At 63.9% G+C, this 26764-nt stretch carries 33 protein-coding genes; 8 read left to right on the forward strand and 25 right to left on the reverse strand.

Going from position 1 to position 26764, the window contains the following annotated elements:
* The 6 genes from VEK15_30790 to VEK15_30815 form a co-directional block, all read right to left on the reverse strand.
* The coding region (locus tag VEK15_30790; protein HXV65121.1) for an NADH-quinone oxidoreductase subunit M at positions 1–1471 on the reverse strand (1471 nt) is incomplete at its 3' end.
* 8 nt (positions 1472–1479) lie between these two features.
* Entirely contained in the window at positions 1480–3564 is a 2085-nt protein-coding gene (nuoL, locus tag VEK15_30795) for an NADH-quinone oxidoreductase subunit L (GenBank protein ID HXV65122.1), read from the reverse strand.
* Between the two features lie 156 nt (positions 3565–3720).
* The gene (locus tag VEK15_30800; protein HXV65123.1) at positions 3721–4512 is read right to left on the reverse strand and encodes an SDR family oxidoreductase; all 792 of its coding nucleotides are present in this window, start codon (positions 4510–4512) and stop codon (positions 3721–3723) included.
* A gap of 14 nt (positions 4513–4526) precedes the next feature.
* Positions 4527–4871 carry a TraR/DksA C4-type zinc finger protein gene (locus tag VEK15_30805; protein ID HXV65124.1) on the reverse strand — a complete coding sequence of 115 codons (345 nt, stop codon included), beginning with the start codon at positions 4869–4871 and terminating at the stop codon, positions 4527–4529.
* Positions 4872–4942: 71 nt separating this feature from the next.
* On the reverse strand, positions 4943–5254 hold the full coding sequence (locus VEK15_30810) for a PilZ domain-containing protein (protein ID HXV65125.1): 312 nt from the start codon (positions 5252–5254) through the stop codon (positions 4943–4945).
* A 92-nt stretch (positions 5255–5346) separates the two neighbouring features.
* A complete protein-coding gene (locus tag VEK15_30815) occupies positions 5347–5841 on the reverse strand; it encodes a MogA/MoaB family molybdenum cofactor biosynthesis protein (GenBank protein HXV65126.1) in 495 nt (164 codons plus the stop codon).
* A gap of 34 nt (positions 5842–5875) precedes the next feature.
* Here VEK15_30815 and VEK15_30820 point away from each other — a divergent pair, with 34 nt between their 5' ends.
* The gene (locus VEK15_30820) at positions 5876–6793 is read left to right on the forward strand and encodes a VWA domain-containing protein (protein HXV65127.1); all 918 of its coding nucleotides are present in this window, start codon (positions 5876–5878) and stop codon (positions 6791–6793) included.
* 2 nt (positions 6794–6795) lie between these two features.
* On the opposite strand, the gene VEK15_30825 is transcribed toward VEK15_30820, so the two are convergent.
* Positions 6796–7257: a hypothetical protein gene (locus VEK15_30825; protein ID HXV65128.1), complete on the reverse strand. Its 462-nt coding sequence runs from the start codon at positions 7255–7257 to the stop codon at positions 6796–6798.
* Between the two features lie 310 nt (positions 7258–7567).
* Between VEK15_30825 and VEK15_30830 the strand changes: the two genes are divergently transcribed.
* Entirely contained in the window at positions 7568–9952 is a 2385-nt protein-coding gene (locus VEK15_30830) for an EAL domain-containing protein (protein HXV65129.1), read from the forward strand.
* A 111-nt stretch (positions 9953–10063) separates the two neighbouring features.
* On the opposite strand, the gene VEK15_30835 is transcribed toward VEK15_30830, so the two are convergent.
* A complete protein-coding gene (locus tag VEK15_30835) occupies positions 10064–11161 on the reverse strand; it encodes a prepilin-type N-terminal cleavage/methylation domain-containing protein (GenBank protein HXV65130.1) in 1098 nt (365 codons plus the stop codon).
* A 546-nt stretch (positions 11162–11707) separates the two neighbouring features.
* Between VEK15_30835 and VEK15_30840 the strand changes: the two genes are divergently transcribed.
* Positions 11708–12859 carry a deoxyguanosinetriphosphate triphosphohydrolase gene (locus tag VEK15_30840; protein ID HXV65131.1) on the forward strand — a complete coding sequence of 384 codons (1152 nt, stop codon included), beginning with the start codon at positions 11708–11710 and terminating at the stop codon, positions 12857–12859.
* Between the two features lie 131 nt (positions 12860–12990).
* Positions 12991–13356 (forward strand): PilZ domain-containing protein, encoded by a 366-nt coding sequence (locus VEK15_30845; GenBank protein HXV65132.1) that lies wholly within the window; start codon positions 12991–12993, stop codon positions 13354–13356.
* Here VEK15_30845 and VEK15_30850 read toward each other — a convergent pair.
* The 5 genes from VEK15_30850 to VEK15_30870 form a co-directional block, all read right to left on the reverse strand.
* The gene (locus VEK15_30850) at positions 13320–14057 is read right to left on the reverse strand and encodes a hypothetical protein (GenBank protein HXV65133.1); all 738 of its coding nucleotides are present in this window, start codon (positions 14055–14057) and stop codon (positions 13320–13322) included. The genes VEK15_30845 and VEK15_30850 overlap by 37 nt on opposite strands.
* Positions 14058–14066: 9 nt before the next feature.
* The gene (locus VEK15_30855; GenBank protein ID HXV65134.1) at positions 14067–14513 is read right to left on the reverse strand and encodes an SRPBCC domain-containing protein; all 447 of its coding nucleotides are present in this window, start codon (positions 14511–14513) and stop codon (positions 14067–14069) included.
* Complete coding sequence (locus VEK15_30860) at positions 14510–14893, reverse strand: metalloregulator ArsR/SmtB family transcription factor (protein ID HXV65135.1); 384 nt, start codon at positions 14891–14893, stop codon at positions 14510–14512. Before VEK15_30860 ends, VEK15_30855 begins: the two co-directional genes overlap by 4 nt.
* Positions 14894–14962: 69 nt before the next feature.
* The gene (locus VEK15_30865) at positions 14963–15316 is read right to left on the reverse strand and encodes a helix-turn-helix transcriptional regulator (protein ID HXV65136.1); all 354 of its coding nucleotides are present in this window, start codon (positions 15314–15316) and stop codon (positions 14963–14965) included.
* Between the two features lie 398 nt (positions 15317–15714).
* Positions 15715–16227: a hypothetical protein gene (locus VEK15_30870; GenBank protein ID HXV65137.1), complete on the reverse strand. Its 513-nt coding sequence runs from the start codon at positions 16225–16227 to the stop codon at positions 15715–15717.
* Positions 16228–16270: 43 nt separating this feature from the next.
* On the opposite strand from VEK15_30870, the gene VEK15_30875 reads away from it, so the two are divergent.
* Genes VEK15_30875 through VEK15_30890 form a run of 4 tightly spaced genes read left to right on the forward strand, consistent with a single transcriptional unit; the run spans position 16271 to position 20852 of the window.
* Entirely contained in the window at positions 16271–17212 is a 942-nt protein-coding gene (locus VEK15_30875) for an ABC transporter ATP-binding protein (GenBank protein ID HXV65138.1), read from the forward strand.
* Positions 17212–17976 carry an ABC transporter permease gene (locus VEK15_30880; GenBank protein ID HXV65139.1) on the forward strand — a complete coding sequence of 255 codons (765 nt, stop codon included), beginning with the start codon at positions 17212–17214 and terminating at the stop codon, positions 17974–17976. Before VEK15_30875 ends, VEK15_30880 begins: the two co-directional genes overlap by 1 nt.
* Before the next feature lies 1 nt (position 17977).
* Complete coding sequence (locus VEK15_30885) at positions 17978–19540, forward strand: Gldg family protein (GenBank protein ID HXV65140.1); 1563 nt, start codon at positions 17978–17980, stop codon at positions 19538–19540.
* Between the two features lies 1 nt (position 19541).
* Positions 19542–20852 (forward strand): DUF4340 domain-containing protein, encoded by a 1311-nt coding sequence (locus VEK15_30890; GenBank protein HXV65141.1) that lies wholly within the window; start codon positions 19542–19544, stop codon positions 20850–20852.
* A 187-nt stretch (positions 20853–21039) separates the two neighbouring features.
* On the opposite strand, the gene VEK15_30895 is transcribed toward VEK15_30890, so the two are convergent.
* From VEK15_30895 to VEK15_30950, 12 genes are all read right to left on the reverse strand, one after another.
* Positions 21040–21333 carry a DUF433 domain-containing protein gene (locus VEK15_30895; GenBank protein ID HXV65142.1) on the reverse strand — a complete coding sequence of 98 codons (294 nt, stop codon included), beginning with the start codon at positions 21331–21333 and terminating at the stop codon, positions 21040–21042.
* A 94-nt stretch (positions 21334–21427) separates the two neighbouring features.
* Positions 21428–22303, reverse strand: coding sequence for a pyrroline-5-carboxylate reductase (gene proC / locus VEK15_30900; GenBank protein HXV65143.1), 876 nt, complete (start codon positions 22301–22303; stop codon positions 21428–21430).
* Positions 22291–23469: a DNA polymerase IV gene (dinB, locus tag VEK15_30905; GenBank protein ID HXV65144.1), complete on the reverse strand. Its 1179-nt coding sequence runs from the start codon at positions 23467–23469 to the stop codon at positions 22291–22293. Before dinB ends, proC begins: the two co-directional genes overlap by 13 nt.
* Positions 23470–23495: 26 nt before the next feature.
* Entirely contained in the window at positions 23496–23690 is a 195-nt protein-coding gene (locus VEK15_30910) for a hypothetical protein (GenBank protein ID HXV65145.1), read from the reverse strand.
* Entirely contained in the window at positions 23687–23959 is a 273-nt protein-coding gene (locus VEK15_30915) for a EutN/CcmL family microcompartment protein (protein ID HXV65146.1), read from the reverse strand. The genes VEK15_30910 and VEK15_30915 overlap by 4 nt, the downstream gene beginning before the upstream one ends.
* Entirely contained in the window at positions 23956–24219 is a 264-nt protein-coding gene (locus VEK15_30920; GenBank protein ID HXV65147.1) for a EutN/CcmL family microcompartment protein, read from the reverse strand. Before VEK15_30920 ends, VEK15_30915 begins: the two co-directional genes overlap by 4 nt.
* Entirely contained in the window at positions 24206–24478 is a 273-nt protein-coding gene (locus tag VEK15_30925) for a EutN/CcmL family microcompartment protein (GenBank protein HXV65148.1), read from the reverse strand. The genes VEK15_30920 and VEK15_30925 overlap by 14 nt, the downstream gene beginning before the upstream one ends.
* Positions 24479–24520: 42 nt before the next feature.
* The gene (eutM, locus tag VEK15_30930; GenBank protein HXV65149.1) at positions 24521–24820 is read right to left on the reverse strand and encodes an ethanolamine utilization microcompartment protein EutM; all 300 of its coding nucleotides are present in this window, start codon (positions 24818–24820) and stop codon (positions 24521–24523) included.
* A 38-nt stretch (positions 24821–24858) separates the two neighbouring features.
* Positions 24859–25647, reverse strand: a complete 789-nt coding sequence (locus VEK15_30935; protein ID HXV65150.1) for a class II aldolase/adducin family protein — start codon at positions 25645–25647, stop codon at positions 24859–24861.
* Positions 25644–25916: a YHS domain-containing protein gene (locus VEK15_30940; GenBank protein HXV65151.1), complete on the reverse strand. Its 273-nt coding sequence runs from the start codon at positions 25914–25916 to the stop codon at positions 25644–25646. Before VEK15_30940 ends, VEK15_30935 begins: the two co-directional genes overlap by 4 nt.
* 13 nt (positions 25917–25929) lie before the next feature.
* Complete coding sequence (locus VEK15_30945) at positions 25930–26532, reverse strand: tetratricopeptide repeat protein (protein ID HXV65152.1); 603 nt, start codon at positions 26530–26532, stop codon at positions 25930–25932.
* A gap of 22 nt (positions 26533–26554) precedes the next feature.
* On the reverse strand, positions 26555–26764 hold a 210-nt coding region (locus VEK15_30950; GenBank protein HXV65153.1), incomplete at its 5' end, for a hypothetical protein.

Here is a 26764-nt window from a genome sequence, read left to right on the forward strand (position 1 = left end):
GCAGCGGCTCGAGAAAGGGCTTGGGGTAGACGCCGATCCAGATGCAGAGCGCGACGATGGGCAGAAGCGTCGCCTGCTCGCGCCAGTCCACGTCCTTCAACTTCTCGTTCTCGGGCTTGTCGATCGTGCCGAACATGAGCCGCTGGTAGAGCCAGAGGAGATAGGCGGCGCCGAGCACGATACCCGAGACGGCGAAAAGAGCGTAGGGCCAGCCGGCGTAGGCGCTCGCGAAGGTTCCCTGCAGGATCATGAACTCGCCGATGAATCCGTTGAGCATGGGAAGGCCCATCGAGGCGAGAGCGATGATGAGAAAGAGAGCGGCGAAGACGGGCACCACTTTGGCGATGCCGCCGTAGGAGGCGATCTCCCGCCTGTGGGTCTGCTCGTACATGATGCCGACGATCAAGAAGAGCCCGCCGGTCGAAAGCCCGTGGTTGATCATCTGGAGGATGCCGCCCTGGATGCCGAGCTCGGTGAGGGCGAAGATGCCGAGCATCACGAAACCGAGATGGCTCACCGAGCTGTAGGCGACGAGCTTCTTCCAGTCGCTCTGCACCAGCGCCACCAGAGCGCCGTAGATGATGCCGATGATGGCGAGGGCGAGCACCCACCAGACTGCCTCCCGGCTGGCGTCGGGAAGAAGCGGGAGCGAGAAGCGAACGAATCCGTAGGTCCCCATCTTCAGGAGCACGCCCGCGAGGATCACCGAGCCGGCGGTGGGTGCCTCGACGTGGGCGTCGGGAAGCCAGGTGTGGAAGGGAAACATCGGGACCTTGATGGCGAATCCCACGAAGAACGCGAGGAACACCCAGTACTGCAGACCCGCCGAGTAATCGATCGTCCAGAGCTGCGTGATGTCGAACGTGTAGACCCCGGTCGCGTCGTAATAGGCGAAATAGAGCGCGAGGATGCCGAGGAGCATCAGGACGCTCCCCACGAGCGTGTAGAGGAAGAACTTGATGGCGGCGTAGAGCTTTCTCGGCCCGCCCCAGACCCCGATGAGGAAGTACATCGGGACGAGCATGACCTCCCAGAACACGTAGAAGAGGAAGAAGTCGAGCGCGACGAAGACCCCGAGCATTCCCGTCTGGAGCAACAGCAGGAAGATGTAGTACTGCTTGACCCGGTCGGTGATGGCGTTCCAGGAGGACAGGCAGGCGATGAAGCCGAGAAGGGTCGTCATCAGGACGAGCAGCAGACTGATGCCGTCCATGCCGAAGTAGTACTGGACGCCGATCGTGGGAATCCATTGGTACTTTTCGATGTACTGGAACTGCGAGCCGCTCGAGTCGAAGTGGGTCCACAAAGGCAGCGAGATCAGAAAGCCGATGAACGTGATGATGTTCGCCGCCCACTTGATCTGGTTCTCCTGGGTCTTCTTCAAAAAGAAGAGGATGGCGAGCGCCCCGAGAGCGGGAAACCACACCACGAGGGACAGGATGTTGAAGCCAAAGGGATTGTTCTCGAGCATGCCGTCCTCTACGACCAGAAATAGAAATAGAAAAAGCCGAACAGGATCCCGACCCCGCAGAGCATCATCAGGGCGTAGTTCTGCACGACACCCGTCTGCACCCGCCGAAAGACGGAGGAGAGGCTCGCGAGCACGCGCCACACCGCGTTGACCGCGCCGTCCACCAGAGTCTCATCGGCCAGATTCGAGAGATCGGCCGAGCCCACCGTCGCGCCCGCCGTTCCGTTGACCAGGCCGTCGACGACCTCGGCGTCGAAGGCGTTGAAGCCGCGGGCGCCCGAGAGCGTTCCGCTCACCACGGTCGCATCGTAGATCTCGTCGACGAAGTACTTGTTGTAGAGCAGGCGGTAGAGCCTCGGCCAGTCGCGCGAGCAGGCCTCGTCGCCCTCCGGCTTGTTCCAGTACATCCGGTAGGCGAAGAAGATTCCCGCCGCGGCGATCGCGACCGAGATGAGCATGAACGTCCATTCGGCGGCCAAGCTCGCCTCGTGCGCCTCGGCGACGGACTCGGTTCCCGCGAGGATGGCGGGCTCGAGGAACGCCTCGATCCGGTTGTGACCGCCGAGAAAATGCGGCCAGCCCACGAAGCCGGCGAAGATCGAGCCTACCGCGAGTACCACGAGAGGCACCCACATCACCTTGGGCGCTTCGTGCAAATGCGACTCCATCGTCTCACCGCCGCGGAACTTTCCGAAGAACGTGAGGATGACCTGACGCGTCATGTAGAAAGCCGTCATCCCCGCGGCGATGGCTCCGACGAGCCAGAGGATCGTGACGTGCCCACCCTCGGTCGACCGCCAGAGAATCTCGTCCTTGCTCACGAAGCCGGCGAGGGGCGGGATTCCGGCGATGGCGATCATCGCCACGATGAAGGTACGCGCCGTCCAGGGCATGTGGGCGTAGAGGCCTCCCATGTTCCTCATGTCCTGCATCGCGGTGTAATCGCGGTGGCCGCCCGAGGCATGCTCGGCATGCTCCATCGAGTGGATGACGGAGCCCGAGCCGAGGAAGAGACAGGCCTTGAAGAAGGCGTGGGTCATGAGATGGAAGATCGCCGCGGCGAACGCACCGACGCCAGCGCCGAGGAACATGTAGCCGAGCTGGGAGACGGTCGAGTAGGCGAGCACCCGCTTGATGTCGTTCTGGAACAGACCGATCGAGGCGGCGAAGAGGGCGGTCGCGACCCCCACGACCGCCACGAGATCGAGCGCCGCGGGAGCGTGCGAGTAGAGGACACCGCAGCGCGCCACCATGTAGACGCCCGCGGTCACCATCGTCGCGGCGTGGATGAGGGCGGAGACCGGAGTCGGACCTTCCATCGCGTCGGGAAGCCACACGTAGAGCGGGATCTGCGCCGATTTTCCCGTCGCCCCGATGAACAAGAGGATGCCGATCGCGGCGAGCACGCCGAGGCCGAGCTCTTGAGAATCGTACCGCTCGGAAATCGCCCGCATCACCTCGTAGAAGTCGACGCTTCCGAACTGGAAGAAGATGAGCATGATCGCGAGGAGGAACCCCGCGTCACCGATGCGGTTGACGATGAAGGCCTTCTTTCCCGCGTTCGCGGCGGAATCGCGGGTGAACCAGAACCCGATGAGGAGGTACGAGCACAGCCCCACCCCCTCCCAGCCGATGAAGGCGAGGAGGAAGTTTGCCCCGAGCACCAGGTTCAGCATGAAGAACGTGAACAGGTTGAGATAGCAGAAGTAGCGCGCGTAGCCCGGGTCGTGGCTCATGTAGCCGATCGAATAGACGTGGATGAGGAATCCGATGCCCGATACGACGAGCACCATGACCATCGACAGCGAGTCGAGCCGATACGCCCAGTCGGCAACGAACTCCTTCGTGGTGCCGTCGGCCTGGGCCGCCGAGAGCCCGGGAACCCAGGTGAAGAGCGTTTGTTCGAGCACGGCATCGGGACCTTCGGCCAGGAACGTCCCGAAGAAACACCCGACGGCGATGAGAAACGACAGCGCGACCACGCCGCAGGCGAGGAGTCCGACGAAGGACTTGGGAAGCCGCTTGCCGAAGAGGCCGTTTACCAGGGCGCCGACGCCGGGGACGAGCGGAATGAGCCAGAACAGTTCACTCACGCGAAAACAGCCTCAATCGGTGAATCCAGGGAAACGGCACCAGCTCGAAAGCTCGGCCATGAAAAACGAGTCGCATCTTATAGCACCGCGACTCATTGTTGTCAAGAATCGCCGCCGGGGCAAGCTACGGCTTATTCTTTTGTTTTAAAGAAGTTATCAGAGGATTCCGCGTACGGCGCCGCCGTCGACCTGAAAACAGGTCCCGGTCACGTAGGCCGCCCGCTCGGAGCAGAGGAGAGCGACCACCGAGGCGAGCTCTTCGGGATCGCCGAGGCGGCCCATCGGAATCTGGTCGGTCCATCTCTTGTAGATCTCGTACTCGGTGACGCCCTGGGAGGCGCTGAGGCTCGTGGCGAGCTCGGCGAGCCGTTCGGTGCGGGTGTAGCCGGGGCAGACGACGTTGACGCCGATTCCGAACGGGGCGAGCTCGTTCGAGAGGGTCTTCATGAGGCCCACGACACCCGAGCGCGCGGTGTTCGACAGAATGAGGCCGTCCACGGGCTGCTTGACCGAGATCGAGGTGATGGCGACGATGCGGCCCGACCCCTGCTCCCTCATGGCGGGAACGACGGCGCGGCAGAGGTAGATCGTCGAGAACAGGTTGAGCTCGACGCCCCGCTTCCAGGCCTCGACGTCGGTCGTCTCGAACCGGCTCGCGGGAGGCCCGCCGGCATTCGCGACGAGAACGTCGACCCTCCCGAAGCGTTTCTTCGCGGCGGCGACCCAGGCGTTCACTTCCCGCTCGATCGTCACGTCGGTGGGGCGGAAGAGAACCTCGGCTCGGTGGCGGGTCTCGATCTCCTTCGCGGCGGACTCGAGCGCGTCGGCGTTGCGGGAAGCGATCGCGATGCGCGCGCCCTCGGCGGCCAGTGTTTCCGCGACCGCTTTTCCCAGCCCGCGGCTGGCTCCGGCGATGAGGGCTACCTTGCCGGTGAGTCCCAGGTCCATCGGTCAGACGTGATTCAGGTGTATTGCTTCTCTTTGCAGGTGATGCAGACCTTGGTCCAGGGCACGGCTCTCAAGCGCGCGGCGGAGATCTCCTCGTCGCAGTCGACGCAGACTCCGTACGTGCCCGCCTCCACACGCTGGAGCGCGTCCTCGATGGCGCGAAGCAGCTTCGCGTCCGTCTGTTTCAACTGGATGCTGATCTCTTCCTCGTTGGCCGCCGCGGAGCGGTCGGCAAAATCACCGTGACCATCGGTTCCCGAGTCCCCGGTGAGGATGCCCTTCATACCGAGCGAGCGCTCGAGGTCCTTCTTCTTGTCGAGAAGCGCCTTTTTGTGCTGTGCGAGGTCGGCTTTCTTCATGGCGTCGTTTTGCTCGTTTGGGTCCGGAAAACCAGCTATTATAGCCTGTCCCGCCCGAGCGAGCAAACGACTCAGCGATGCACGTAGTCGCTCAGAACCGATGCATCTTCGGGGGCCATGGTGAGGAACTGAACTCCGGCGAGGCAGTCTTCGCCGTGCTCGGCGACGCGCACCACGCGACCCTCGACCACCGCGACCTGGTCCTCGAGAATGAGCTTCATGAGGTAGGAGGAGCCGGGAGTGAGATGCCGGCGGAGACGGAGCAGCATGCCGCCGACGCTGAGGTTTTGCACCGAGCCCTCCCAGCCGTCGCCGAGCTGAGCGAAACACCACCCAACGGTGTCCACGCGCTTGTGACGTCGCCTCCGGGTCGGATGTGCCATCGGCCCTCTATTTCCCGTTGGACGGCCCACCGGCCCCGCGCCGTCCCTGATTCGGCCAGTTATCGTAACTCCTCGGTGAGACGGAGACAACTTTATTTGTGATCGGTATCACCGGCGAGGAGCGCGAGCGCGTGCGGAAGCGTCGGCGCCAGCGCCTCGAGGCCCTCGGCCACCGCTTTGGGGCTTCCCGCGAGCGCCACGACGAGCGTCGAGCCGATCGTTCCCGCGAGGCTTCGCGACAGAACCGCCATGGGCGTGTGACGAAGCCCGCTCGATCGGAGGAGCTCCCCGTAGCCCGCGATCTCGCGATCGAGGAGCGCGCGAACGGCCTCGGGAGTGACGTCTCGCGGCCCGAGTCCGGTGCCTCCAGTCGATAGGATGAGACGCACGCGCTCGTCGGCGGCCCAGCTTCGGACTCGCGCCTGGATGCGGGCGGCTTCGTCGGAGACGCAGTCGCGCTCGACGATGGTGAAGCCCATCTTCTCGAGCTCGGAGACGGCGACGTCACCGGATCGATCCTCGCGCACGCCGGCGGCGACGCCATCGCTCACCGTCAGGACCGCGGCGCCGTATTTGTGGCTGGCCACGCCGGCAGTATAAGTCTATATTGGACCCGAAGGGATGCTTGGTTCTCGCTCTGTTCTCATCGCGGCACTCTCATGGCTGCTCGCCGAGCCCCTGACTCTTTCCCAGGAGCAGGACCGCTATCAGTTTCGCGTCACCGTCGATCTCATCTCGCTCAACGTGACCGTGACCGACACCCGGAACCGCTTCGTCACCGAGCTCCTCCAGCAGGATTTCTACGTGTACGAAGACGGCATCGCCCAGGAGATCTCCGTCTTCTCGAGAGAAGACCTCCCCTTGCGGATGGTGCTGCTCCTCGACACCAGCGCCAGCATGGACGAGAAGATGACCTTCGCCCAGCAGGCCGCGGTCAACTTCGTGGGGGAAATGAAGGATGACGACCTCACCGAGGTGGTCGAGTTCGGAAGCAAGGCCAACGTCCTCCAGCCCTTCACCGCCGAGACGCAAACGCTGGTGCGGGCCATCCGCATGACGCAGGCGGGGGGAACGACGAGCCTCTACAACGCGCTCTACATCGCGCTCAAGAACTTGAACCGGCGCCGAACCGACATCAGGCGGCAGGCGATCGTCGTCCTGTCGGACGGCGAGGACACGAGCTCTCTGGTGACGTTCGAACAGGTGATGGATCTCGCGAAAGAGACGGACGTCACCATCTATACCATCTCGCTCCGGCGCAGCAACGCGCGACGGGGGCGGGCCTTCTCCGAGGCGGAGCACGTCTTGAAGAAGCTCGCCGAAGAGACCGGCGGCCAGTGGTTCTTCCCCGAAGAAATCGCCGAGCTCGATTCCGTCTACGCGCGGATCGCCACCGAGCTGAAGAGCCAGTACAACATCGGCTACATCTCGAAAAACCCCAAGCGCGACGGCTCCTGGAGACGCGTCGTGGTGCAGACCGATTACCCGAGCTATCTCATTCGCACCAAGCTGGGCTACTACGCTCCCACGGAGCGGTGAGCTCAGCTCGCCTTTCTTCTGGCTCTCGACGTCCGGCAATAGGTCGCGTTGTACGACCGCTGGCAGGCCTTGCACCATGACTGGAGGCCGAAACTCCCCTTGGGATTCTTGAAGAAATCCTGGAAGGGCTTCTTCGTCTTGCACCGGGTGCAGGCCTTGGTCGTGGCCGGCGGAATGATTCGGTAGGACTGTCCCGTCTTGTAAGGCTTCACCGTGAAGCCCTGGCCAACGCATTTCGGGCAGAGCAGGTCGTCACGCCGCCGATTGTTGATGGCGAGATCCGAGCTGCAGCTTCCGATCTGGACCGTGCCCCACTTCTCGGAGCAATTGACACAATGTTTGGGCAGCGACGATCGATCGACGTATTCCGTCTCGTCCCCCAGGAATTGCCCCGGCACGACCTTGTCCGTCTCGGGCCAACGATTCAACGCACCTCTGCCGTTCCATACGACTATGACTCCCATGCTCCCCCCTCGCGCCCGTCATCGGGTGTGACGAGAACGCGTCTGCACCCGGCGCCCGTATTACTCTAAGACAGATTAATTGGCGAGTTGGGGTCCCCGTAAATAGTGTAACCGAGTCCTCCTCATTCCGGAACAGAAGTTTTCCCGGAACGGTCGGATTCGTTTCACAATTCAACGAGGCCTGTTGGGATTAACCCCCGCGGATCGATCGCTCTCGCCGCCGGATCGGCCAAGCCTGTCAAGACAACTCACTTGTTTTCACGAACTTCATGGCTACTGACGGCATCGATTTTGCAGCTTGGAGGTCGAGGTGTCTTCAATCTCCCGGAAGATCCTGGTCTCGCTGAAGGAAGATCGGTTCCTTCGATGGGGCGCGCTCATCGCTGCCCTCCTGACCGTCCCCTACTGGGTCCCTCTGTTCTCCGCTGACCGGCAGTACCGGTACGGCGATCTCTATCTCGAGATTCCGCTCATCGTGCTCACGCTCGCGGCGGTCGGCACGACGGTCCGCCGTTCCGGTTCGGTGGAAGGGCATTTCTGGAAGCTCTGGACCGTGGTCCTCGGGCTGTGGCTGACGGCAAAACTGCTGAACCTGCTTCCTCCCGCCGACCTGCACCAGGAGCTCTGGTTCGCGTTCGTGAAAGACGCCATCTATGTCGCCTGGTACCTGTTCATCGTTCTCTCGCTCGAGCTAAAGCCTCATCGCGAGCCGGCTTCGAGCGCACAACCTCTGCTGATCAGTCTCGAGCGGGCGGGCGCGACCCTGTTCACGTTCGGGCTCTTCGTCTACTTCGCATTGATCCCTGGACTCGCGAACGCACGCGTCTACGAGAGCTACGTGCCGTCGACGTCGTTCTACGTCGCGCTCGATGCTTATGTGGCCTTGCGATTGTCGGTCCTCGTCGCCGCGTGCGCTTCCCCTCGATGGAAGGCGATCTACGCGTCGCTCCTCGCGGCAGCGGCTCTGTGGCTCGCCACCGACACGACCGAGATGCTCATGCTCGCGGAGGTCATCCCCTTCGTGAGCGCGGGAACCTCGCTCGACCTGGCGTGGCTGCTCCCCTTCGGCCCCCTCCTCCTCGCCGCCTCCATCGGCCGCACCCGCGCGACCATCGAGCGCGAGGACGATTCGCGGGCGGGAGAGGCCAGAGATTTCGTGCGGGCGATCCGCGGCGGTCCGCTCGTCGTCTACGCGATGTCGGCTCCCATACTCCACGTCGGTCTCTACTCGGCCGGGCTCCTGGACGCCTTGTTTCGGCCGGAGCGGGAAACCTGCGCGTTCCTTCTCGCCTGCATTCTCGCCGTCCTCGCGGCGGCGCACGAAAAGTTGCTGCTCGACGACAACCGCCGGCTGCAGTCGGACAAGGCCCGAGTGACGGCAGAGATGGAACATCAGCGCTTCCATGACACGCTGACCGGGCTTCCCAATCGCGTCCTGTTCCTCGATCGCCTCGCGCGCATCTTGCCGCGGTCGAAACGCGACGGGCTCAAGGCGGCGGTGCTCTATCTCGACCTGGACCGGCTCACCGCCGTGAACGCCTCGCTGGGATATCCCTTCGGCGACGCGCTTCTGCAAGCGGTCGCCCGTCGGCTGGAGGCGAACGTGCGCCGAGAGGATACGCTGGCTCGCATGGGCGGCGACGAGTTCGCCTTCGCCGTCCAGGCCATCCGCCGGGTGGAAGACGCCGTCAAAGTCGCCACCGCTCATCTGGAGTCACTGAGAGCGCCCTTCGTCATCGGCGGCCACGAGGCCTACGTCACCGGGAGCATCGGAATCAGCATTTTCAGCGAGGATGGGGAGGACGAGACGACGCTCATGAAGAGCGCCCAGATCGCGATGCATCGCGCCAAGGAGCGCGGCGGCGACGCCTGCGAGCTCTTTGCCCCCGAGATGAACGCCCGCACGCGAGAGCGGCTCGAGATCGAGAACAGCCTGCGCGCCGCGGTGGAGCAGAATCAGTTCGTCCTCCACTACCAGCCGATCGTGGAGCTTTCGAGCAACCACGTCTCCGGATGTGAAGCGCTCATTCGCTGGCAGCACCCCGTGAAAGGGCTCCTCTTCCCCAAGGATTTCCTGGACCTCGCCGAGCTGACCCGGGTCACGCGACAGCTGCGACCCTGGATACTCCGAACCGCCTGCAGCGATCTCGCGAGCTGGAAAAAAGACGGCGAAGGGCAGCTGTCGGTGGCGGTGAACCTGTCGGCGAGACAGCTTCTCGAGCCGGGCCTGGTCGAGGAGATCCGAGCCGCCCTCGATGAGGCTCACCTTGCGCCCCGCTTCCTCGAGCTCGAGATCACCGAGACGCTCATCATCGAAGATCTGGAAGCGACCGGCAAGACCCTCGAAGAGATCAGAAGGCTGGGCGTCCGGATCAGCGTCGACGATTTCGGAACCGGGTACTCGTCTCTCAGCTACCTTCAGCGGCTTCCGGTCGACACCCTGAAGATCGATCAGATCTTCCTGCGCAAGACCGACAACACGGCGATACTCGCCGCCGTCGTCGCCATGGCCAAGAGCCTGGGGCTCTCGGTCACGGTGGAGGGCATCGAGCGCGAGGGGCAGCTCGCCCGGGTCAAGGAGCTCGGCTGCGACCGCGCCCAGGGATATTTCTTCGGCCCGCCGGTCTCGTCACAGGAGTTCGCGTCGCGCTTCAAACGATACCACCCCGCCGCGCACGCGAAACGCGTCGGGTAATCCGGTAAGGACCCATCGCAAAAAAAAGCGCTCGGGGAGGGACGCTCATCTCCTCGATGGCGTCTCTCGCCGAGCGCCTTGGGTTTAGCTCGCCTGCGCTCTAACCGAGAATCAGTTCCAGAACAGGTTCTTCTCGGCGGCCTGGCCCAGCTGATTTCTCAGGCTCATCGTCGTCGTGAAGCTCCGCCTCACGTGCGTGTCATCGGCGGCGAATACGCCTTGCGATCCGCCCTCGAGGTTCGTGCTCTCGGTCCGGCCGCTCACGGTGAAGCGGACCTGCGTGATCCAGGTATTCGGGTCGCCCCCGATGGGGATGACCGGAGGCACGTCGAAGAACGTGGGGTTCTGGCCCTGAGCGTACTGCACCTGGAGGTTTTCGATGTTGTTCGAGACCGGGGTCCAAGGCTCTCCGAGCACGATGTCCCGCCGCTCGAGCATCGGATTGGGAGTCGGCGGCTGGGGGTTGATCCGGTACTGAACCACGTGGAACCAGCCGATGACGGCGCAGTTCACGCTGACGTCGTTCTGAAATCCCCCGGGTTGGTTGATGGTGGTCACCGCGGCGCCAGGGTTGTGATTCAAGTTCAGCGTCGCGCAGTCTGCGGGACCGCTAGCGGCGCCGCCCGCCCCGGTGCACTTGGGATCTTGGGTGAGCTCGAAGGGATAGATGCCTGGCGCGAGGTTGTCGCAAGCCGGGTCTCCGTTCGGGCCCTGGAGGGCCATCAGGATTTGCCCGTCCTGGTACACGTCCTCGTAGTCGTTCGGCTGGAACTGGAAGCTGTAGGGATCGACGTTGACGACGGACGACATCGCGATCGTGTTACAGGGACCACCGCCGCCGCCCTTGCCGCCTTTGCCGCTACCGGCGGAGACGCAGGCTTTCGGCCGGCACCAGGGGACCTCGGGATCCGAATAGACGATCGTGATCTCATCGGGACGATCGGGCGGGCCCGCGGTGCCGTTGAACCACATGATCGCCGTATTCGGCGGCGTCTCGTAACCGGCGATCGTCAGGTCCTGGCTGATCCGGTCGACGCCCGTTCGAGCCGCCGCGGTCATGTCGGTGACCTGGGGCTCCCGCCGGAAGCTCCTCTGCCCTTTCTGCAGGAGCAACATGACCGAGGCCATGACGATCAGAGTGACCGCGAGCGCGACCAGCACTTCGATCAACGTGAATCCGCGCTCGTCAGATGTTTGAACCCGTTTCATTTCTACCCCTCCGAGGAGGTGGAATAGCAATCGATGTTCCACAGGGGTGAGAGAGGTAAATATCTCGTTGTCAATAAGTTAGCTCTGCTGGGGCTCTCCGGAGTGTGGGGCTTTCCATGGAGGAATCGAGGGTTTCCTGGGTTTGTCAGAGCTCGGTCTCGGTGCAGATCGGGCGCAACATGCTTATTTTCCAATCAGTTCCGTCGATCGGCGCGGCTCCGCACCTGGCGTGGTCAAAAGGCCGCAGGTCGAATGGGCGACCGTTGGAAAAATTCCTTAGAGGGGGCGCAAAGAATGTTTACAACGCGGGGTCGGCGCTCGACGGCAAGTGTTTTTGAATGAGCATCTTGCGAATAACACCGTCTGGCACAGCGCTTGCTCTCTCCCGAATCGTCTACAACCGGATGCTTCCGGATCGGGAAAGGGCCCGGTTCGGAAGTCCGAGCTCCCTCCTATCGTAGGCAGTAAGGGCCGGGCCCCCGAAAGGGGGCCTGGCCTTCTTTATTTTCGGATCGCCGTCAGGGACTATAGTGGTAGAAGAAAGCCATGCCCGACCGCCGCGTCTTCGAGGAGCTCGAAGCCTCCCGGCTCGCTCCGTACGCGGCCTCGAGCGCGAGCTCGAAGGGACGGGAGCATCCCGAGCCCGAGCACGCCTTTCGCACGGCCTTTCAGCGCGACCGCGATCGCATCATTCACTGCACCGCCTTCAGGAGGCTCGAGTACAAGACCCAGGTCTTCGTGAATCACGAGGGCGATCACTACCGCACCCGGCTGACTCATTCGCTCGAGGCGGCGCAGATCGCCCGGACCATGGCGCGCTATCTGCGCCTGAACGAGGACCTCACCGAGAGCGTCACGCTCGCACACGACCTCGGCCACACACCTTTCGGCCACGCGGGCGAGGACGCGATGAACGCGCTCATGAAGGGGCACGGAGGGTTCGAGCACAACCTGCAGTCGCTTCGCATCGTCGACCGCCTCGAGAGGCGCTATCCCGGGTTCGACGGCTTGAACCTCTCCTTCGAGGTGCGCGAAGGCATCTTGAAGCACTCACCGCGCCATCTCGAGCGCGGGCCAGAGGAGTTCAAGGACGGGCTCATGCCGACTCTCGAGGCGCAGCTCGTCGACGAGGCCGATGAGATCGCCTACGCGAACCACGATCTCGAGGACGGCTTGACGTCCCGCCTCCTCGACCTCGAAGCTCTTCGGGCCGTCGAGCTATGGCGCGAGCACTTCGACGAGGCGGGGGAGCGGTTTCCCGGCGTGCCGCGCAAGATCCGGATCCGGGCCGCCATCCGGGGCATCATCAACCATCTCACCACCGATCTCCTGGGCGAGGTCGAACGGCGACTCCACTCGGAGCGGATCGAGAGTATCGACGACGTACGCCATCAATCCGAGCGCCTGGTGCAGTTCACGCCTCCGGTCGCGACCCAAAAGGCCCTGCTGAAGCAGTTCCTGTTCGCGAACCTCTACCGTCATTTCCGCGTGGTCCGCATGGCGGAAAAAGCCAAACGGGTGGTCGGCGATCTCTTCCAGGCCTACGCGGGCAATCCCCGGCAGCTTCCACCTCATGTCCTGGCCCGCGTCGACGAGGAAGGGCTCGAGCGCGTCGTCTGCGACTACATCGCCGGGATGACGGACCGTTTCGCTCTCGACGAGCACCGAAAGCTCTTCGATCCCCACGACCGCGTGTAGCGGGAAGACCACACTCGAGCGAGCCCGCCGTCCCCCCACCGCTTTGCCCACAGCGGCTTACGGGCCCGCTTCTCGTGGCGTGGATCTTGCTAGGTAGCCCGTCGATGGAAAACTCTCCAGGAGAAGTCAAGATGACGAGACTGGCTTTGGTAGATAAGCGCACGTTTCCCCGGATCGCGCCCACCGTGCTTCGCGTCGGCGTCGAGCAGGACGGGGAACGGCGGGAAGCCTACGTCCTGAACATCAGCCTCGGAGGCGCCTTCCTCGTTCTTTTCGATCCTCCGGCGCCCGAAGAGAACGCGGCGCTCGAAATCGTCCTCCCCTGGGGGCTGGGCGAATGCCACATCGAGGCGACCGCCGTCTGGAATCAGAAGGACGAAAACGGGAGATCCATCGGTGCGGGCCTCGCGTTCGATACGGTCGCTGAAGAAGACAAGCAGAAGCTGCAGCGCTACCTCGATCACTTCGTGGCCTTGACCGAAGAGATCACCGCGTAGCCAGCATCAGACGATTCGCCGCGCGTTTCGGGCTCCGGGCTCGAGACCTCGTTGAAGCTCGGCATGGGAACGATGAGGGCGGCGAAAGGCCCCCCAGCATGCTCGAACAAGCAGACGTGCTCGCATCCCGGCGGAGGTGAGCCGACCTCCGCGCTCGTCGCGTAGGGGATGTAGAACATGAGATGCGGCTTGAAGCGACCCGTCTCGGTTCCGAGGAGCTGCCCGTCCGAGAGCATGTAGGACATCGCAACGCCTCGGGGCTGAGGGAGCTTGCCGGTTCCGATCTCGCGCTCGATGGTCTCCCGGATCTCGCCGATGGTGCTTCCCCCCATCGCTAGTTCAGTGCGCCGAAGGTAGTCACCGAGGATCGTACGAGCGGCTTCCTCGTTGTAGCAGATGGGCGCTCGAAGCTTCGGGTTGAAGAAATCTCGGTGCGGTCCCACCGGACTGCTCCAGGACCGCTCGACGAGGCAGGTAAAGCCGTTGGTGCCCGCGGCGACCTGATGATAACCGTCGCGCCGAAGAACAAAGACGTCGGCCTTCTCGGAAATGTGTGCCGGCGCCGCGCTTCGGGCCAGCGCGACCTCGAAGCTCTCGTCGATGAGGTACTCGTCGATGGAGGTCATCGTAACCTCCCAGTCCTGCGCGAGAGCCGGGGCAGAAACGAACGCCAAAAACATCAGGCCAATCGTGACTTTCATGATCCCACCTCACCTTTCCTCGAAGCGTCTTTCCAGACGGTTCAAGCAGCTCTTCCATCCGTCCTCGTGTGCCCTCTTTGCCTCGGCCGTGGGAAAACGCTCGTGCGTGATCACGACCTCGGTCGATTCACCGCGATCGAGAAACTCGACCGTGACCAGGGTTTCACCGACCCGGTGATCGTCTTCCACCCAATCCCAGGTGTAGACGAGCTTCCGAGGACGCTCGATGTTCCGATAGACGCCGACCGCCGTATGGATTCGGCCTTCGGATCCCCTCATGCGAATCCGATATCTGCCTCCCACGCGCAGGTCGACTTCGGCATCCTCGACGCTCGCTCCCTCGGGGCACGACCATTGGCGCAGCTCCGAGGGTACGGTCCAGGCTCGGAACACGGTCTCGGGATCGGCTTCGATCACTCGAGAAACGCGAAGGGACGACTCGGTTTCGACAGTCATGACTTCTTCTCCTTGTCTATTTCTTTGTCTTTTTCTTTGTCTCGGGATGATTTCTCGACGTAGCGCTGGAGGGAATCGAGCTGGGCCTCCCAGAGACCGCGGTAACGTTCCACCCATTCCGCCGCGCCGCGCATGCGGCTGGCGTCAATCTCGCAGCGGCTCATGCGTCCCTCCGGTGTGCGACGGACCAGCCGGGCGCGCTCCAGGACCCGAAGATGTTTGGAGATAGCCGGGCGGGAGATGTCGAACGGCTCGGCGAGCTCCCCGACCATCGCCTCCCCTCGCGCGAGCCGGGCCAGGATCGCCCGCCGGGTCGGATCGGCGAGGGCGCCGAAGATGCGATCGAGGTCAGCCTCGGGGTCGGGCTTATTGGTAACCATATGGTTACCAATAGCACAGCAACACGGACACGTCAAGCGGTCCTGTGGTGTTCGCCGCCCGAAAAAGGACTAGGACTTCGCTCGGGGCCGGCGAAGCCCCTTCGTCCGACCGAGATCTTCCAGAAGTCTCAGGAAATCATCTCGGAGCGGCTGACTCTTGAGATTTCGCCAGGACGTGAGCAGCCGGCGCTCCCTCGGATCGCCGGGCGTGCCCCGACCTCGGTCCTTTTCGTCGGGCAGAAAGTACGACATCGGCGTGTCGAGGGCCTCGGCAATTCGCTGAAGCCAGTCGAGCGAGATACGCCTCCGCCCTTTCTCGAAATTCGTCAAGGCGCCGGGAGAAATCCCGACCATACGAGCCAGGACCTTCTGCCTGATTCGCTTGGACTTGCGAACGTCACGAATCCGCTCCCCAACCTTCATCTCCCCACTTTCCTTCAACTGGTTACCTACTCCTGATTAAGGGCGCGCAATCATTTGCGGCGCATTCCGACCGACGGAACGGGCGAAACACAGCCAAAGACGCACGTTCTCCGCTACTGTGATTCCCCAAGACTACGCCAGGACAGAACAGGGGTTATAGCACAAGTGTGATGCACTTGACAATCGGTCGGTAAGCTCTTTGTCTAGCAGCCTGATTAAGAGAATACGAGGCAACCTGCCGAGCGGTGGCCAAGACATCTGCCGTTCGACTTCGCCAAGGCTTCGTCGGAACCGCGCCGGAGCCCGAAGGGCGTAGGCGGGCGAGATCGGCGCGAAGCGCCGGGAAGGCCGAGCCGTGGCGGCCGATCGACTACAGGTCCCGCCACGGCGTTGATGCACTAATGAGAGATGAACTTGTCTAGACCGGGGGCGCCGATTCGCTTCGGGATGTCTTCGGTCAACGCCGGCTTCCAGCTCGACGGTCCGGCGCGCAGGAACACCTCGACCCACACCCTCTCCCACTTCTCGTTGTCGAACATCTGCTCCGGAGTATCCTTGGAGACGAAGTTCGTGTCGCATCGAAGAGTAAGGACATCCGACGTCCCGCCGGGGGGAATGGGTGTTTCGGAGATCGAGTAGATGAAGGCGTTCCCCCATGGCTCGTCGGGAAAGGTCTCCCGTTTGAACACCGCCATGGCCTGCACATAGCCGACTTCCTCCGAGCCCTGGTTGCGGATCTGGAAGCGGATCACCGGGTGGATATAGTGGTTCTTCTCGGCATCCTGCCCGCGAACGGCCCAGTAGGCGGCGACGTCCTCGACGACCAGCCCTTCGGCGCGGGCCTCGCTTCGCGGATCCTCGCAAGCGGCGAAGACCAGAGCGAGAAGTCCGACGCCGCGGATCCCCCTCATGGTGAGAGTGATTATACTGCAGGGCTCGGAGAGGAGTTTCGCAGTGATCGAAGTGGAAAACGTGACGAAGAGATTCGGCGGGCTGACCGCCGTGAGTGACCTGAGCTTTGCCGTCCAGAAGGGCGAGATCCTCGGCTTTCTCGGCCCGAACGGCGCGGGCAAGACGACCACGATGCGCATCCTCACCGGATTCCTCCCACCGACCGCGGGAACCGCCTGTATCGCGGGCCACGACATCCTCGAGGAGCCTCTCGCCGCCAAGCGAAAGACCGGTTACCTACCCGAGAATCCGCCCCTCTACCCGGAGATGAGCGTCGTCGACTATCTCGATTTCGTCGCCCGGATCAAAGGCGTGTCGAAGGGCTCGCGCAAGGCACGGATCGACGACGTGATCGAAAGGTGCTCGCTCGGCGACGTCCGGACGAAGCTTCTCGCGAGGCTTTCCCGGGGCTACCGGCAGCGCGTCGGTCTCGCCCAGGCGCTGGTCCACGAGCCGGAGGTGCTGGTTCTCGACGAGCCGACCGCGGGGCTGGACCCGAAGCAGATCAACGAGACGCGGGCGCTCATTCGAACGCTCGCGGGCGATCACACCGTCATCCTCTCGACCCACATTCTTCCCGAGGTCTCGGTGACCTGCGAGCGCGTGGTCATCATCAATCAGGGCCGGGTCGTCGCGCAGGGCACCCCCAAGAGCCTCACCGAGCAGTTTCTCTCAGGCGAGCGACTCGACGTTACCGTCGAGGGGCCGGAGGAAGAGGTCACGAAGGCGATCGCCAGCGTTCCGAACGTGACGTCGGTGAGCTCCGAGCCCCGAGGGGAAGGTCGATTCGCCTTCCGCGTCGAAGTGGCCGAGGGCCAGGACGTCCGGCGCGCGATCTCGGAGCAGGTGGTGCGAGGCGGCTTCGGGCTCTTGGAGCTCACCCAGCGGGGCATGACGCTCGAGGAAGTCTACCTCCGCGCCATCTCGTCCGAGGAGGCGGCGTGATGGCCACGCTATGGGCCGTCTGGAGGCGCGAGGTCCAGGCGTACTTCGCCTCTCCCATCGCCTATGTCGTCCTCGCCTTCTTCATCTTCCTCTACGGCTACTTCTTCTACGACTATCTGTACCTCTTCATCGAGCGCGGGATGGGCCGGGGGGGCTTCGGCGGGCCCGAAGTGATGAACCTCAATGAGGACCTGATCCGCTGGCTCTTCCACACGACCTGCATCCTCGTTCTGTTTCTCCTGCCCCTCGTCACCATGCGCAGCTTCTCCGAGGAGATCCGCTCGGGGACCATCGAGCTGCTTTTGACCTCGCCCGTCACCGACGGGACGCTCATTCTGGGAAAGTTTCTCGGAGCGGCGACGCTCTACGCGTCGATGCTCGGCTTGACGCTCGTCCACATCGGCATCCTGTTCTTTTTCGGGGATCCGGAGTGGCGGCCGCTCGTCGCCGGTTATCTGGGAATGCTCCTTCTCGGCTGCTCGTTCATCTCCGTGGGGCTTTTGTTCAGCAGTCTCACCCGCAACCAGGTCATCGCCGGATTTCTGTCGTTCGGAACGTTTCTCTTCCTGTGGCTGATCGAGTATGCGGAGAGCTGGGCGGGCTCGCTCTCGGGACTCGTCACCTACCTCTCGGTGACCAAACACATCGAGGCGTTCGCCAAGGGTGTCCTGGATACCCGCGACGTCGTCTATTACCTTTCGTTCATCGCGCTCGGTTTGTTTCTGACCCGTCAGTCGATCGAGTCGCTCCGCTGGAGGGGTTGACATGAAGCGAGTGTCCGTTTACGCCGGCGCCCTCGGCGCGGGGGCGCTTGTCGCCGGAGTCATCCTGTTCGTCACCCAGCGGCCTCGCGAGGTGTACTGGGCGACGTGCCTTTCGGCCGGGCTCCTGGCGATCGCCTTCTACGTCGTGAATCACTGGCGAGAGATCTCGACGTTCTGGGGCCGACGTGCGGCGAGAGAGGGAGCGAACTCGGGCCTCCTCGTCGCCATCGTCGTGGGCATTCTCGCCGCGGTGAACTTCATCTCCAACAATCACGCCAAGCAGTGGGACCTGACGGCGGCCAAGCAACATACCTTGTCCGAACAGTCGATACAGATCCTCGACGAGCTCGACCGCGACGTGAGAATCGTTCTCCTCGACATTCCCGCCCGAGCGGTGGCGGCGCGCGATCTGCTGGATCTCTACGACAACCAGGGCTCGCGCGTGTCGACCGAGGTCGTCGACCCCGAGGCGCAACCCGAGCGAGCCCTGGAGTTCCAGAGTCCGACGGAGCCGGGCATCACCCTGGGAACCGTGGTGGTCGAGGTCGGCGAGAAGACCGAGCGCGCCACCGCCGCGACCGAGCCCGAGATCACGAACGCCATCCTCCGGGCGCTCAAGGAGGAGCGCAAGAAGATCTACTTCGTGGGCGGCCATGGAGAAAAACCGATCGACGACGGCGAGCCCCAGAGCGGGCTTTCGATCATGAACGCCAAGCTAAAGGACTCGCTCTACGACACGGAAACGCTCGTTCTGGCGCGCTCGAGCGTGGACGAGCGGCTCTCGGTTCCGGCGGACGCCGATCTCGTCGTCGTCGCCGGGCCGCGAACGGATTTCTCCTCCGAGGAGATCGAAGCGCTGGACGCCTACATTCGCGGCGGGGGCAAGGCGGTATTTCTCGTCGATCCGTCGAGCCAGGGCGAGACCGACGCCCTGGTGAATTTCCTGAGGGAGCTGGGTGCCGATCTCGGAGACGATGTGGTGATCGACCGCTTCAGCAATCCAGCCGCTTATCCCGTCGTCAGCGACTACGGCCGTCACCCCATCGTGGAGAGCTTCCGCAACGTGCGGAGCATCTTCCCCCTCGTCCGTTCGGTATCCCGGCCCGAGGAGCTGCCCGAGGGCGTTTCCGCGACCGAGCTCTTCACCACGGCCGACGAGGAGAGCTGGGCGGAGACCCGCATCGAGGAGCTTGTCGAGCGGCAGGGTCCGGCCCCCGATCAGAAGCGTGGTCCCTTGAGCCTCGCTCTCGCGCTGACGCTCGTCGGCGAGGGCGGGGGGGACGGTGAGGACGCGACCGAGGCCCGGGTCGTCGTCGTAGGAGATTCGGACTTCATCGCCAACGAGCTGGCCCAGGCCCCGATCCTGAACGCGGATCTCTTTCTCAACATGGTTAACTGGGCCGCCCAGGACGAGGACCTCATGTCCATCCGCCCTCGCGAGCCCGAAGACCGCCGCATCTTTCTTTCGGCCCAGCAGCGAGGAAACGTCTTCTTTCTCTCGTTGCTCGTCGTGCCCGGAATCGTGCTGGTGACGGGCATTTCCGTGTGGTGGGGGAGGCGATAGGTTGAAACGCTCGACCGTCGCCGCCCTGGCCGTGCTCCTCCTGCTCGGCGGCTACATTTATTTCTTCGAGCGCGAGCCCGCTCCCGAGTCCGACGGCGAGCCGGTGTTCGACGTCGAGCAGGATTCCATCGTCCGGGTCGATATCCGGGAACGCGGCGAGCCCGAGGTGACGGTCGAAAAGAACGACGATGGCTGGCGGATCGTGGCGCCGATCGAGGCCGATGCCGATCCCGACGAGATCGATAACCTGCTCCGGAGCGCCGCCACGATGAGCTTCGAGCGCGCGGTCGCGAAAGCCTCCGAGGTCGACCTCGGCGCCTTCGGGCTCGTCGAGCCGTCGGTGACGTTCTCGTTCCGGACCGAAGCGGGCGAAGAGCAGGGTCTCGCCTTCGGCTCCGACACCCCGACGAGCGGCAACCGATACGCCCGCCGCCAGGGCGACGAGGACATCCTCGTCGTCGCTTCGCACTCGTCGCTCGGCTTCGAGAAGACCGCCTGGGACCTCAGAGACAAGAGCCTCTTCGACCTGTCCGAGGACGCCGAAGCGACGCGGATCGCGATCGACCGCCCCGCGGGCCGGCTCGTCTTCGCTCGAGTCGACGGCGACTGGCGCCTCGAGGAGCCCTTTCACGCTCGCGCCGAGGCCTACGAGGCGAGCGGGATCGCGTCACAGATCCAGAGCGCGGAGATGCAGGAGATCGTGACCGATGGCGATTTCGACCGGCCCGACTTCACCGTCCGGCTCGAGCTCGCGGGAGAGGAAGAACCGCTCGTCCTCGAGATCGGTGAGAAGAGGGACATCGACTATCTGGCGCGATCGCCCTCTCGCGCCGATCGCTTCCTCGTCGACGGGGCCCTGGTGGACGATCTCGCGAAGGAAGCGAGCGAGTACGTTTCGAAGAAGCTCTTCCACTACTCGACGTTTCAGGTCCACCGGTTTCGCATCGGGGAGCGAACGATCGAAAAGGACGGCTCGGGAGAGGAGGCCGTCTGGCGGGAGACCGCACCCCAAACGCGCGATCTCGATCGGTCGGTCGTGGAAGACCTCCTCTACAAGCTGAACAGTACGAGCGCCACCGAGATCGCGGAGGGCGTGGCGTTCGCACCGAAGGTCACGATCGCGGTCGTCTCCGGGGATCCCGAGCGGGAGGAGACGACCGAGCTCGGCGAGCCAGGAGAAGACGCGGTCTACGCCCGCCGCGAGGGCGACGACGTCCTCCTGAAGCTGCCTCTCGCGACCTGGCAGGAGATCGAGGCGCTTGTTCCGCTGACGCCGAAGGCCGAGACCGAGCCGGAGCCCGAAAACCCGTAGTCCAGAAAAAACGCAGAGACTCAAAGGCGCCAGGGCGCACCGGTCACATCTCGTCTTTTTTCAGTTCGGTGAGCGCTTCCTTTGCTCGGCATCAGTGCAGCAACCTGAAACCACAGGTATTTCGCCCTCGAACGATCTTGCGGCTGAGGTTTTCGTCCGCGGCGAACCGGAGCACCGATTGGCCTGTCTAGCCTGTCTTGGGGCGTCGGGCCAAGAGCCGATCGCGAATTCCTGTGGGGTCGAAACGCGATTCGTTCCGATCTCGGACCTGTTTCGCGAGATCGAGCCGTTGCTGAAGGTACTTCTCGACCTCATCCGGTCTACGAAGATAGTAAGCAATTACGGAATAGACGTCGGCGAGCTGGAGCGTGGGGTATTCACTCACGATTTCTTCCGCGGTTCCACCTTCCTTGAAGGCCGTGATGACGGTGTCCAGCGTCACCCTCGTCGTGCCGACACGCGCAACACCGTCGGCATCCATTCGAATGGGTACCGTTTCGACCCCAATCTCGAGTCCCACTTGCGCTCCTCCTAACGTGATTATAGGCATTTGCACCGATCAAAGCTGATCCCCTTTATAACTCGCCCTTTGCGTCTCCCCGTCTCGGCGCCATTGCGTTGATCGAGTCCTCCGAGCCCTTGTAGAGATCTCGCGCTCTCTCGCCCGCCTTGACGACGGCTTTGATGAGTGTCACGCGAAGCTTTCCCTCCTCGAGCTCGAGAAGACCGTCGATGGTGCAACCGGCGGGGGTCGTCACCTCATCCTTCAACAGCGCGGGATGAGCTCCCGACTCGAGAACCTGTTTGGCGGCGCCGAGAGTCGTCTGCGCCGCGAGCAGGGTGGCCACGTCGCGCGGCAGGCCGAGCTTCACGCCCGCCTCGGCGAGAGACTCGAGGATGACGTAGATGTAGGCCGGTCCGCTCGCGGAAAGCCCGGTCACGGCATCCATGTGCTTTTCGTCCATCACCAGCGTGCGGCCCACGGTGTCGAAGAGCTTCGCCGCCAGGGCGAGATCGCCCTCGTCGGCGCTCCTCCCCCGGCACAATACGGTCATCCCTTCGCCCACGGAGCACGGCGTGTTCGGCATCGCGCGCACGACGGGGACGTCCGCCGCGAGCTGGCGCTCGAGACTGGACGTCGGTACCGACGCGAGGATCGAGACCACGAGCTTGTCCCGGGTGAGAAACGGCGCGACCTCCGACACCACGTCTTCCATCGCCTGCGGCTTGACCGCCAGGAGGACGATGCCGGCCTCTCTCACCGCCGCCCGATTGTCGGTGGTCACCGAGAACGGAAGCTCGGAGTCGAGCTTCCGGGCGCGGTCGGGGTGCTTGACGGCCGCGAGGAGCTGGCCCGGTGTCACGAGCCCACGCGCGAGAAAGGCCTGAGCGAGCAGGCCTCCCATCTTTCCCAGGCCGAGGATGGCGAGCTTCTGGTTCAGTCGTTCCATAGTGATTCATCCTGGAGCAGCGACGCGGGGGTGACACTTCCCTTCCCGAAGCGAGCCAGGAGAGCGTCCCGCGCCCGATCGAGGCGTTCCTTCCGGTCTTCGGCGCCGAAGAGCGAGAGCTGCCGTGCCTCATCCGCGTCCTTCAAGTTGGAGAGGCTCACCCCGACGAGGCGCACCTTCCGACCCTCGAGCTCCACGCGGTCGAGCAGCGCGAGGACGGTTCGATAGATCTCGGCCGCGTCGTCGGTCCCCTCACGAAGGGTTCGAGAGCGCGTCTCGGTGACGAAGTGATGGTCGCGAAACTTGAGCGTCACCGTTTGACCGCGCACGTCGTGCTCCCGAAGGCGCGCCGCCACGGCGTCGGCGAGCTTCAGAAGCGTCCTTCGGACGCGTTCCATGTCGTCGATATCCTCGAGGAAAGTGGTCTCGTGGCCGATCGACTTGGGCTCGTGGTGCGGCACCACGGGCCGGTCGTCGATTCCTCGCGCGAGCCTCAGCAGATGCTCTCCGTGCTTTCCCGGACCGATCGTTTCCGGAGTCACGTTCCAGAGGTCCTTGATGCGGGAGAAGCCCATCTGGTGGAGACGTTCGGCGGACTTCGGCCCGACGCCCCAGAGTCGCTCGATGGGAAGCTCCTCGAGAAAGGCGAGCTCGCCTCCTTCGGGCACCACGACGAGACCGTCGGGCTTCTTCAGATCGGAAGCGATCTTGGCGAGGAACTTGTTGGGCGCGACGCCGATCGAGGCCTTGAGGCCCTCGCGCTCGAAGATGCCGAGCTTGATCTCGCGCGCCAGAGCCTCGCCCTTCTCCGGCAGGCAGATGACGCTCACGTCGAGAAAAGCCTCGTCGATCGAGATGGGCTCGACGAGATCGGTGTAGCTCCGAAAAAACGCCATGATGCCGCGGGAGACGCGCTGGTACTTCTTCATGTCGCTCGGGAGGTAGATGCCGTTCGGACAGGCGCGGTAGGCGCGGCCGATGGGCATGGCGGAGCGCACGCCGAACTTCCTCGCCTCGTAGGAAGCGGCGGCGACGACGCCCCGGCCGGCGCCGGCCCTGGGGTCGGCCCCCACGACGACCGGCTTGCCGCGGTACTCGGGGTGATCGCGCTCTTCGATGGACGTGTAGAACGCATCCATGTCGACATGGAGGATCGTTCTCGCCACGGACCGCAAAGCCCTCTCTCGGCGCTTCAGTAACCGAGCTTCTTACAGTAGCCGCTATTGTAGCAGGGGCGGTCGGGCTCGATGAGGCAGGGACGCCGGACGGGATAGTCGAGATCCTCCCGGCACGGCTCCTCTTTCACGAATTCGGACAGGGCGGGATGGAACCCGCGCCTCAGGAGCTCCTCGCGGACCAGGGCCCGCACGCGTTCTCGGTCGATCATGGCGCGAGCTCGACGTGATCCACGACGGCGACCACGGCGGCGTCCAGGGGGCTTTCCGGGCGTCCCGAGACCATTGCCGCCGAACGGCCTTCGAGAACCACGAGAACCCGGTCCCCTTCGCCGGCGTCCACCCCGTCCACGGCGAGAATCGGCTCGCCTTTGGCCCGCTGGTCGAGGCCGAGAGGCTGCACCAGGAGCAGCTTTCGCCCTTCGAGCTTGTAGTGCTTCTCGGTGGCGACGACGCTCCCGGTCACTTCACCCAGGATCACGTGTTCACCACGTCCACTTTGCCGGCGATCCCGACGTCGGCGGGGACCGTATCCGGGAGGAACAAGAAGGCGGCCTCCCGCCCCTTGACGAAGAAGACGCGCTCGCCGATCCCGACCCCCACGCCGTCGACGGCGACCACGGGGGCGCCGGTGGGCGAGCCGGCAGGATCCACGGGCTGGATCACCAGAAGCCGCCGACCGACGAGCCCCGAGTCTTTCACCGTGGCGACGAGCGTTCCGACGACATCAGCGAGCTGCATAGTCGATCTCGTCCACGATGCCGGCGATCGCGGCGTCGACGGGGCGGTCGGCGCACCCCGTGGCCATGCGGGCAGAGCTTCCCGACACGACGAGCACGAGCTCGCCGACGCCCGCATCCACCGTGTCGACGGCCACGACGTAACCGTCCTTCTCTCGCCCGTCGGGGTCGACCGTGCGGACGATGAGAAGCTTGAAGCCCTCGAGCTTCTCGTCCTTGCGCGTCGCCACGACGGTGCCGGCCACCCGCCCGATGATCAATGCTCGCTCGCCTCCACGGCGCTCACGACGCCGCGCAAACTTCTACTTAGAGTCGGACTTTCCGATCGGAAGTCGATCTTCGAGGCTCGAGTGAGGTCTCGGGATGACGTGGACCGATATGAGCTCGCCCACGCGGCGCGCCGCCGCGGCGCCCGCGTCGGTCGCCGCCTTGCACGCGGCCACGTCGCCGCGCACGATGGCGGTCACGTAGCCGGCACCGATCTTCTCGTAGCCGATGAGCGTCACCTTGGCCGCCTTGACCATCGCGTCCGAGGCCTCGATCATCGCAACCAGACCCTTGGTCTCGATCATTCCCAATGCTTCACCGATAGATTCGGCCATGAATCCTCCCTAGATTGTTGAACGTTTCGAAACGCTCGTCACGAGCCCACCTCACGGATCGCATCCGAGATCAGCTGGACGAGCTCGCCTCGAGTGAGCTGCAAGACTTCCTCGTTCCCGTTTCCGCTGCCCTCGACCGCTTCGGCCGGCACCGGGCAGCTCCCGGCGCTCGCGGGCGGACCCTCGAGCCCGTAGACCTTCTGCCTCAGATCGAGCAGGCGCGAGACTTCCTTTCGCGGAAGTAGACGCTCGCGCCCGAGAAAGCGGGAGACGAGGGAGATCTCGGCGAAGTGCTCGACGACCTCCATCTTGAAGTAGGCGTCGAAAACGTCCTTGCCCACGGTAAGCGCGCCGTGGTTCGACAGGAGGATGCCGTCCGAGCCCCGGACGAGGCGATCGACGGAACGAGCGAGCTCCTCGGTCGAAGGCGTGCCGTATTCGGCGAGCGGGACGCAGCCGAGGGTGACGACGACCTCGGCGAGGACCGCCCGGTCGAGAGGGACGCCCGCCACGGCGAATCCCGTGCTCTTCGGCGGATGGGCATGCACCACCGCGCGAACGTCGGGACGCGCGCGGTATACGGTGAGGTGCATCGCGATCTCCGTCGACACCCGGAGGGTGCCCGTCTTCTTCACCCCCGCCATATCGCAAGTCACGATCATGTCGGGCGTCAGGTATCCCTTGCACGCGCCCGCGGGAGTGCTCATGACCTCGTCGTCGGAGAGGCGGATGCTGACGTTTCCTTCCATCGCCGCGATGTAGCCGTGGCGATAGAGGCGCCTCCCCACCTCGCAGATGTCTTCTTTGAGCCGATCTCGGTCCGTCATCGCTCGCCATCGAGAAAGGCCGCCCGGCACCGCTCGGAACAGAAATGAAACCGCTCGCCGGCCTGGACCGCCGTGAGAGCCCGCGCCTCGGGCAGGTGCAAGCCGCAGACCGGATCGCGCACCATGCGTCCCTTGTGAAGCGTTCGCCGCGGTTCGTCGGAGCCGTTCACCTGGGCGCGGGAGCGCGATCCGAGGAGGTCGGCGAGGGTTCGGAACACGAGACGGGCGAGTATCGCGAGGAGCACGAAGTAGAGGAGGCGGATGATCATCGGCGTCGTCGACTCAACTTCCCGCGTGAGCGGACTGGAGCGCTTCGAGCTCCTCTCTGACGCTCCGCGCCTCCGCCGACTCGGGGGCGACCTCGACCAGCCTCTCCCAGAGCTTCAGCCCGGCCCGAATATCCTTCTGAAGGTACAGCTTGATGCGCCCGAGTCCCAGGAGGCTCGCGGGATCGCCGGGGACGCTCGCGAGCGTTTTCTCGTAGACTTCGACGGCATCGGGCAGACGCCCCACGTTCAGATAGGCGACGGCGAGATGGTTTCGAACATGAAGATCGTTCGGGGCGAGGGCGAGCGACTCCTCGAGCCAGGGAACGGCCTCGGTGAAGCGGCCCGCATTCAGGAAGAGGCTTCCGAGCTCCGCCCGCACCGCCGGATCTCGAGCATTCTCACCGGCACGCGCCTCGAGCTCCGCCCTCTTCTCTTCGTCGAGCGCTTCGAACTCGGGCTCCTGTTCGAGCCCTATCGAAGAGCTGGACATCTCGGGAGGCCGGGAAGCGACCTGGTCGCTGAGCTCGACCGCCGGGCTCACGGCGTGAAACAGGAAGTAGCCGGCAACGACGCCGAAGGTGAGACCCGAGACGAAGAAGACGAGGTCACGGTTCACGACGCACCACGGCGGGAGTGTATCAGCTTCCCGCGCTCGGCATCCAGCTTCCCGTCACCGGCGCCGCTTCCTTCGAAGGCCTCGAAGGCGTGCGTCTGGCCGCGAACAGACCGCTCTCGCGCAAGGAGAGCACGCCGGTATAGAGAAAGCCGACTTGAAAGAGAACGAGGAAGGGGAGCGAGCCCACGATCTGATGGCTGGCGGCGTAGGCGACGGCAACGGTGAAGTACAG

Source organism: Vicinamibacteria bacterium (assembly GCA_035620555.1).
Classification (GTDB): Bacteria; Acidobacteriota; Vicinamibacteria; order Marinacidobacterales; family SMYC01; genus DASPGQ01.

Coding starts and splice junctions, on each gene's coding strand:
- VEK15_30800 (HXV65123.1), bottom strand. CDS start 4,512: ATGGACCTGGGACTCACCGGCAAGGTAGCCCTCATCGCCGGAGCCAGC.
- VEK15_30805 (HXV65124.1), bottom strand. CDS start 4,871: ATGAAGAAAGCCGACCTCGCACAGCACAAAAAGGCGCTTCTCGACAAG.
- VEK15_30810 (HXV65125.1), bottom strand. CDS start 5,254: ATGGCACATCCGACCCGGAGGCGACGTCACAAGCGCGTGGACACCGTT.
- VEK15_30820 (HXV65127.1), top strand. CDS start 5,876: ATGCTTGGTTCTCGCTCTGTTCTCATCGCGGCACTCTCATGGCTGCTC.
- VEK15_30825 (HXV65128.1), bottom strand. CDS start 7,257: ATGGGAGTCATAGTCGTATGGAACGGCAGAGGTGCGTTGAATCGTTGG.
- VEK15_30835 (HXV65130.1), bottom strand. CDS start 11,161: ATGAAACGGGTTCAAACATCTGACGAGCGCGGATTCACGTTGATCGAA.
- VEK15_30840 (HXV65131.1), top strand. CDS start 11,708: ATGCCCGACCGCCGCGTCTTCGAGGAGCTCGAAGCCTCCCGGCTCGCT.
- VEK15_30845 (HXV65132.1), top strand. CDS start 12,991: ATGACGAGACTGGCTTTGGTAGATAAGCGCACGTTTCCCCGGATCGCG.
- VEK15_30850 (HXV65133.1), bottom strand. CDS start 14,057: ATGAAAGTCACGATTGGCCTGATGTTTTTGGCGTTCGTTTCTGCCCCG.
- VEK15_30855 (HXV65134.1), bottom strand. CDS start 14,513: ATGACTGTCGAAACCGAGTCGTCCCTTCGCGTTTCTCGAGTGATCGAA.
- VEK15_30860 (HXV65135.1), bottom strand. CDS start 14,893: ATGGTTACCAATAAGCCCGACCCCGAGGCTGACCTCGATCGCATCTTC.
- VEK15_30865 (HXV65136.1), bottom strand. CDS start 15,316: ATGAAGGTTGGGGAGCGGATTCGTGACGTTCGCAAGTCCAAGCGAATC.
- VEK15_30870 (HXV65137.1), bottom strand. CDS start 16,227: ATGAGGGGGATCCGCGGCGTCGGACTTCTCGCTCTGGTCTTCGCCGCT.
- VEK15_30880 (HXV65139.1), top strand. CDS start 17,212: ATGGCCACGCTATGGGCCGTCTGGAGGCGCGAGGTCCAGGCGTACTTC.
- VEK15_30885 (HXV65140.1), top strand. CDS start 17,978: ATGAAGCGAGTGTCCGTTTACGCCGGCGCCCTCGGCGCGGGGGCGCTT.
- VEK15_30895 (HXV65142.1), bottom strand. CDS start 21,333: ATGGATGCCGACGGTGTTGCGCGTGTCGGCACGACGAGGGTGACGCTG.
- proC (HXV65143.1), bottom strand. CDS start 22,303: ATGGAACGACTGAACCAGAAGCTCGCCATCCTCGGCCTGGGAAAGATG.
- VEK15_30910 (HXV65145.1), bottom strand. CDS start 23,690: ATGATCGACCGAGAACGCGTGCGGGCCCTGGTCCGCGAGGAGCTCCTG.
- VEK15_30920 (HXV65147.1), bottom strand. CDS start 24,219: ATGCAGCTCGCTGATGTCGTCGGAACGCTCGTCGCCACGGTGAAAGAC.
- eutM (HXV65149.1), bottom strand. CDS start 24,820: ATGGCCGAATCTATCGGTGAAGCATTGGGAATGATCGAGACCAAGGGT.
- VEK15_30935 (HXV65150.1), bottom strand. CDS start 25,647: ATGACGGACCGAGATCGGCTCAAAGAAGACATCTGCGAGGTGGGGAGG.
- VEK15_30940 (HXV65151.1), bottom strand. CDS start 25,916: ATGATCATCCGCCTCCTCTACTTCGTGCTCCTCGCGATACTCGCCCGT.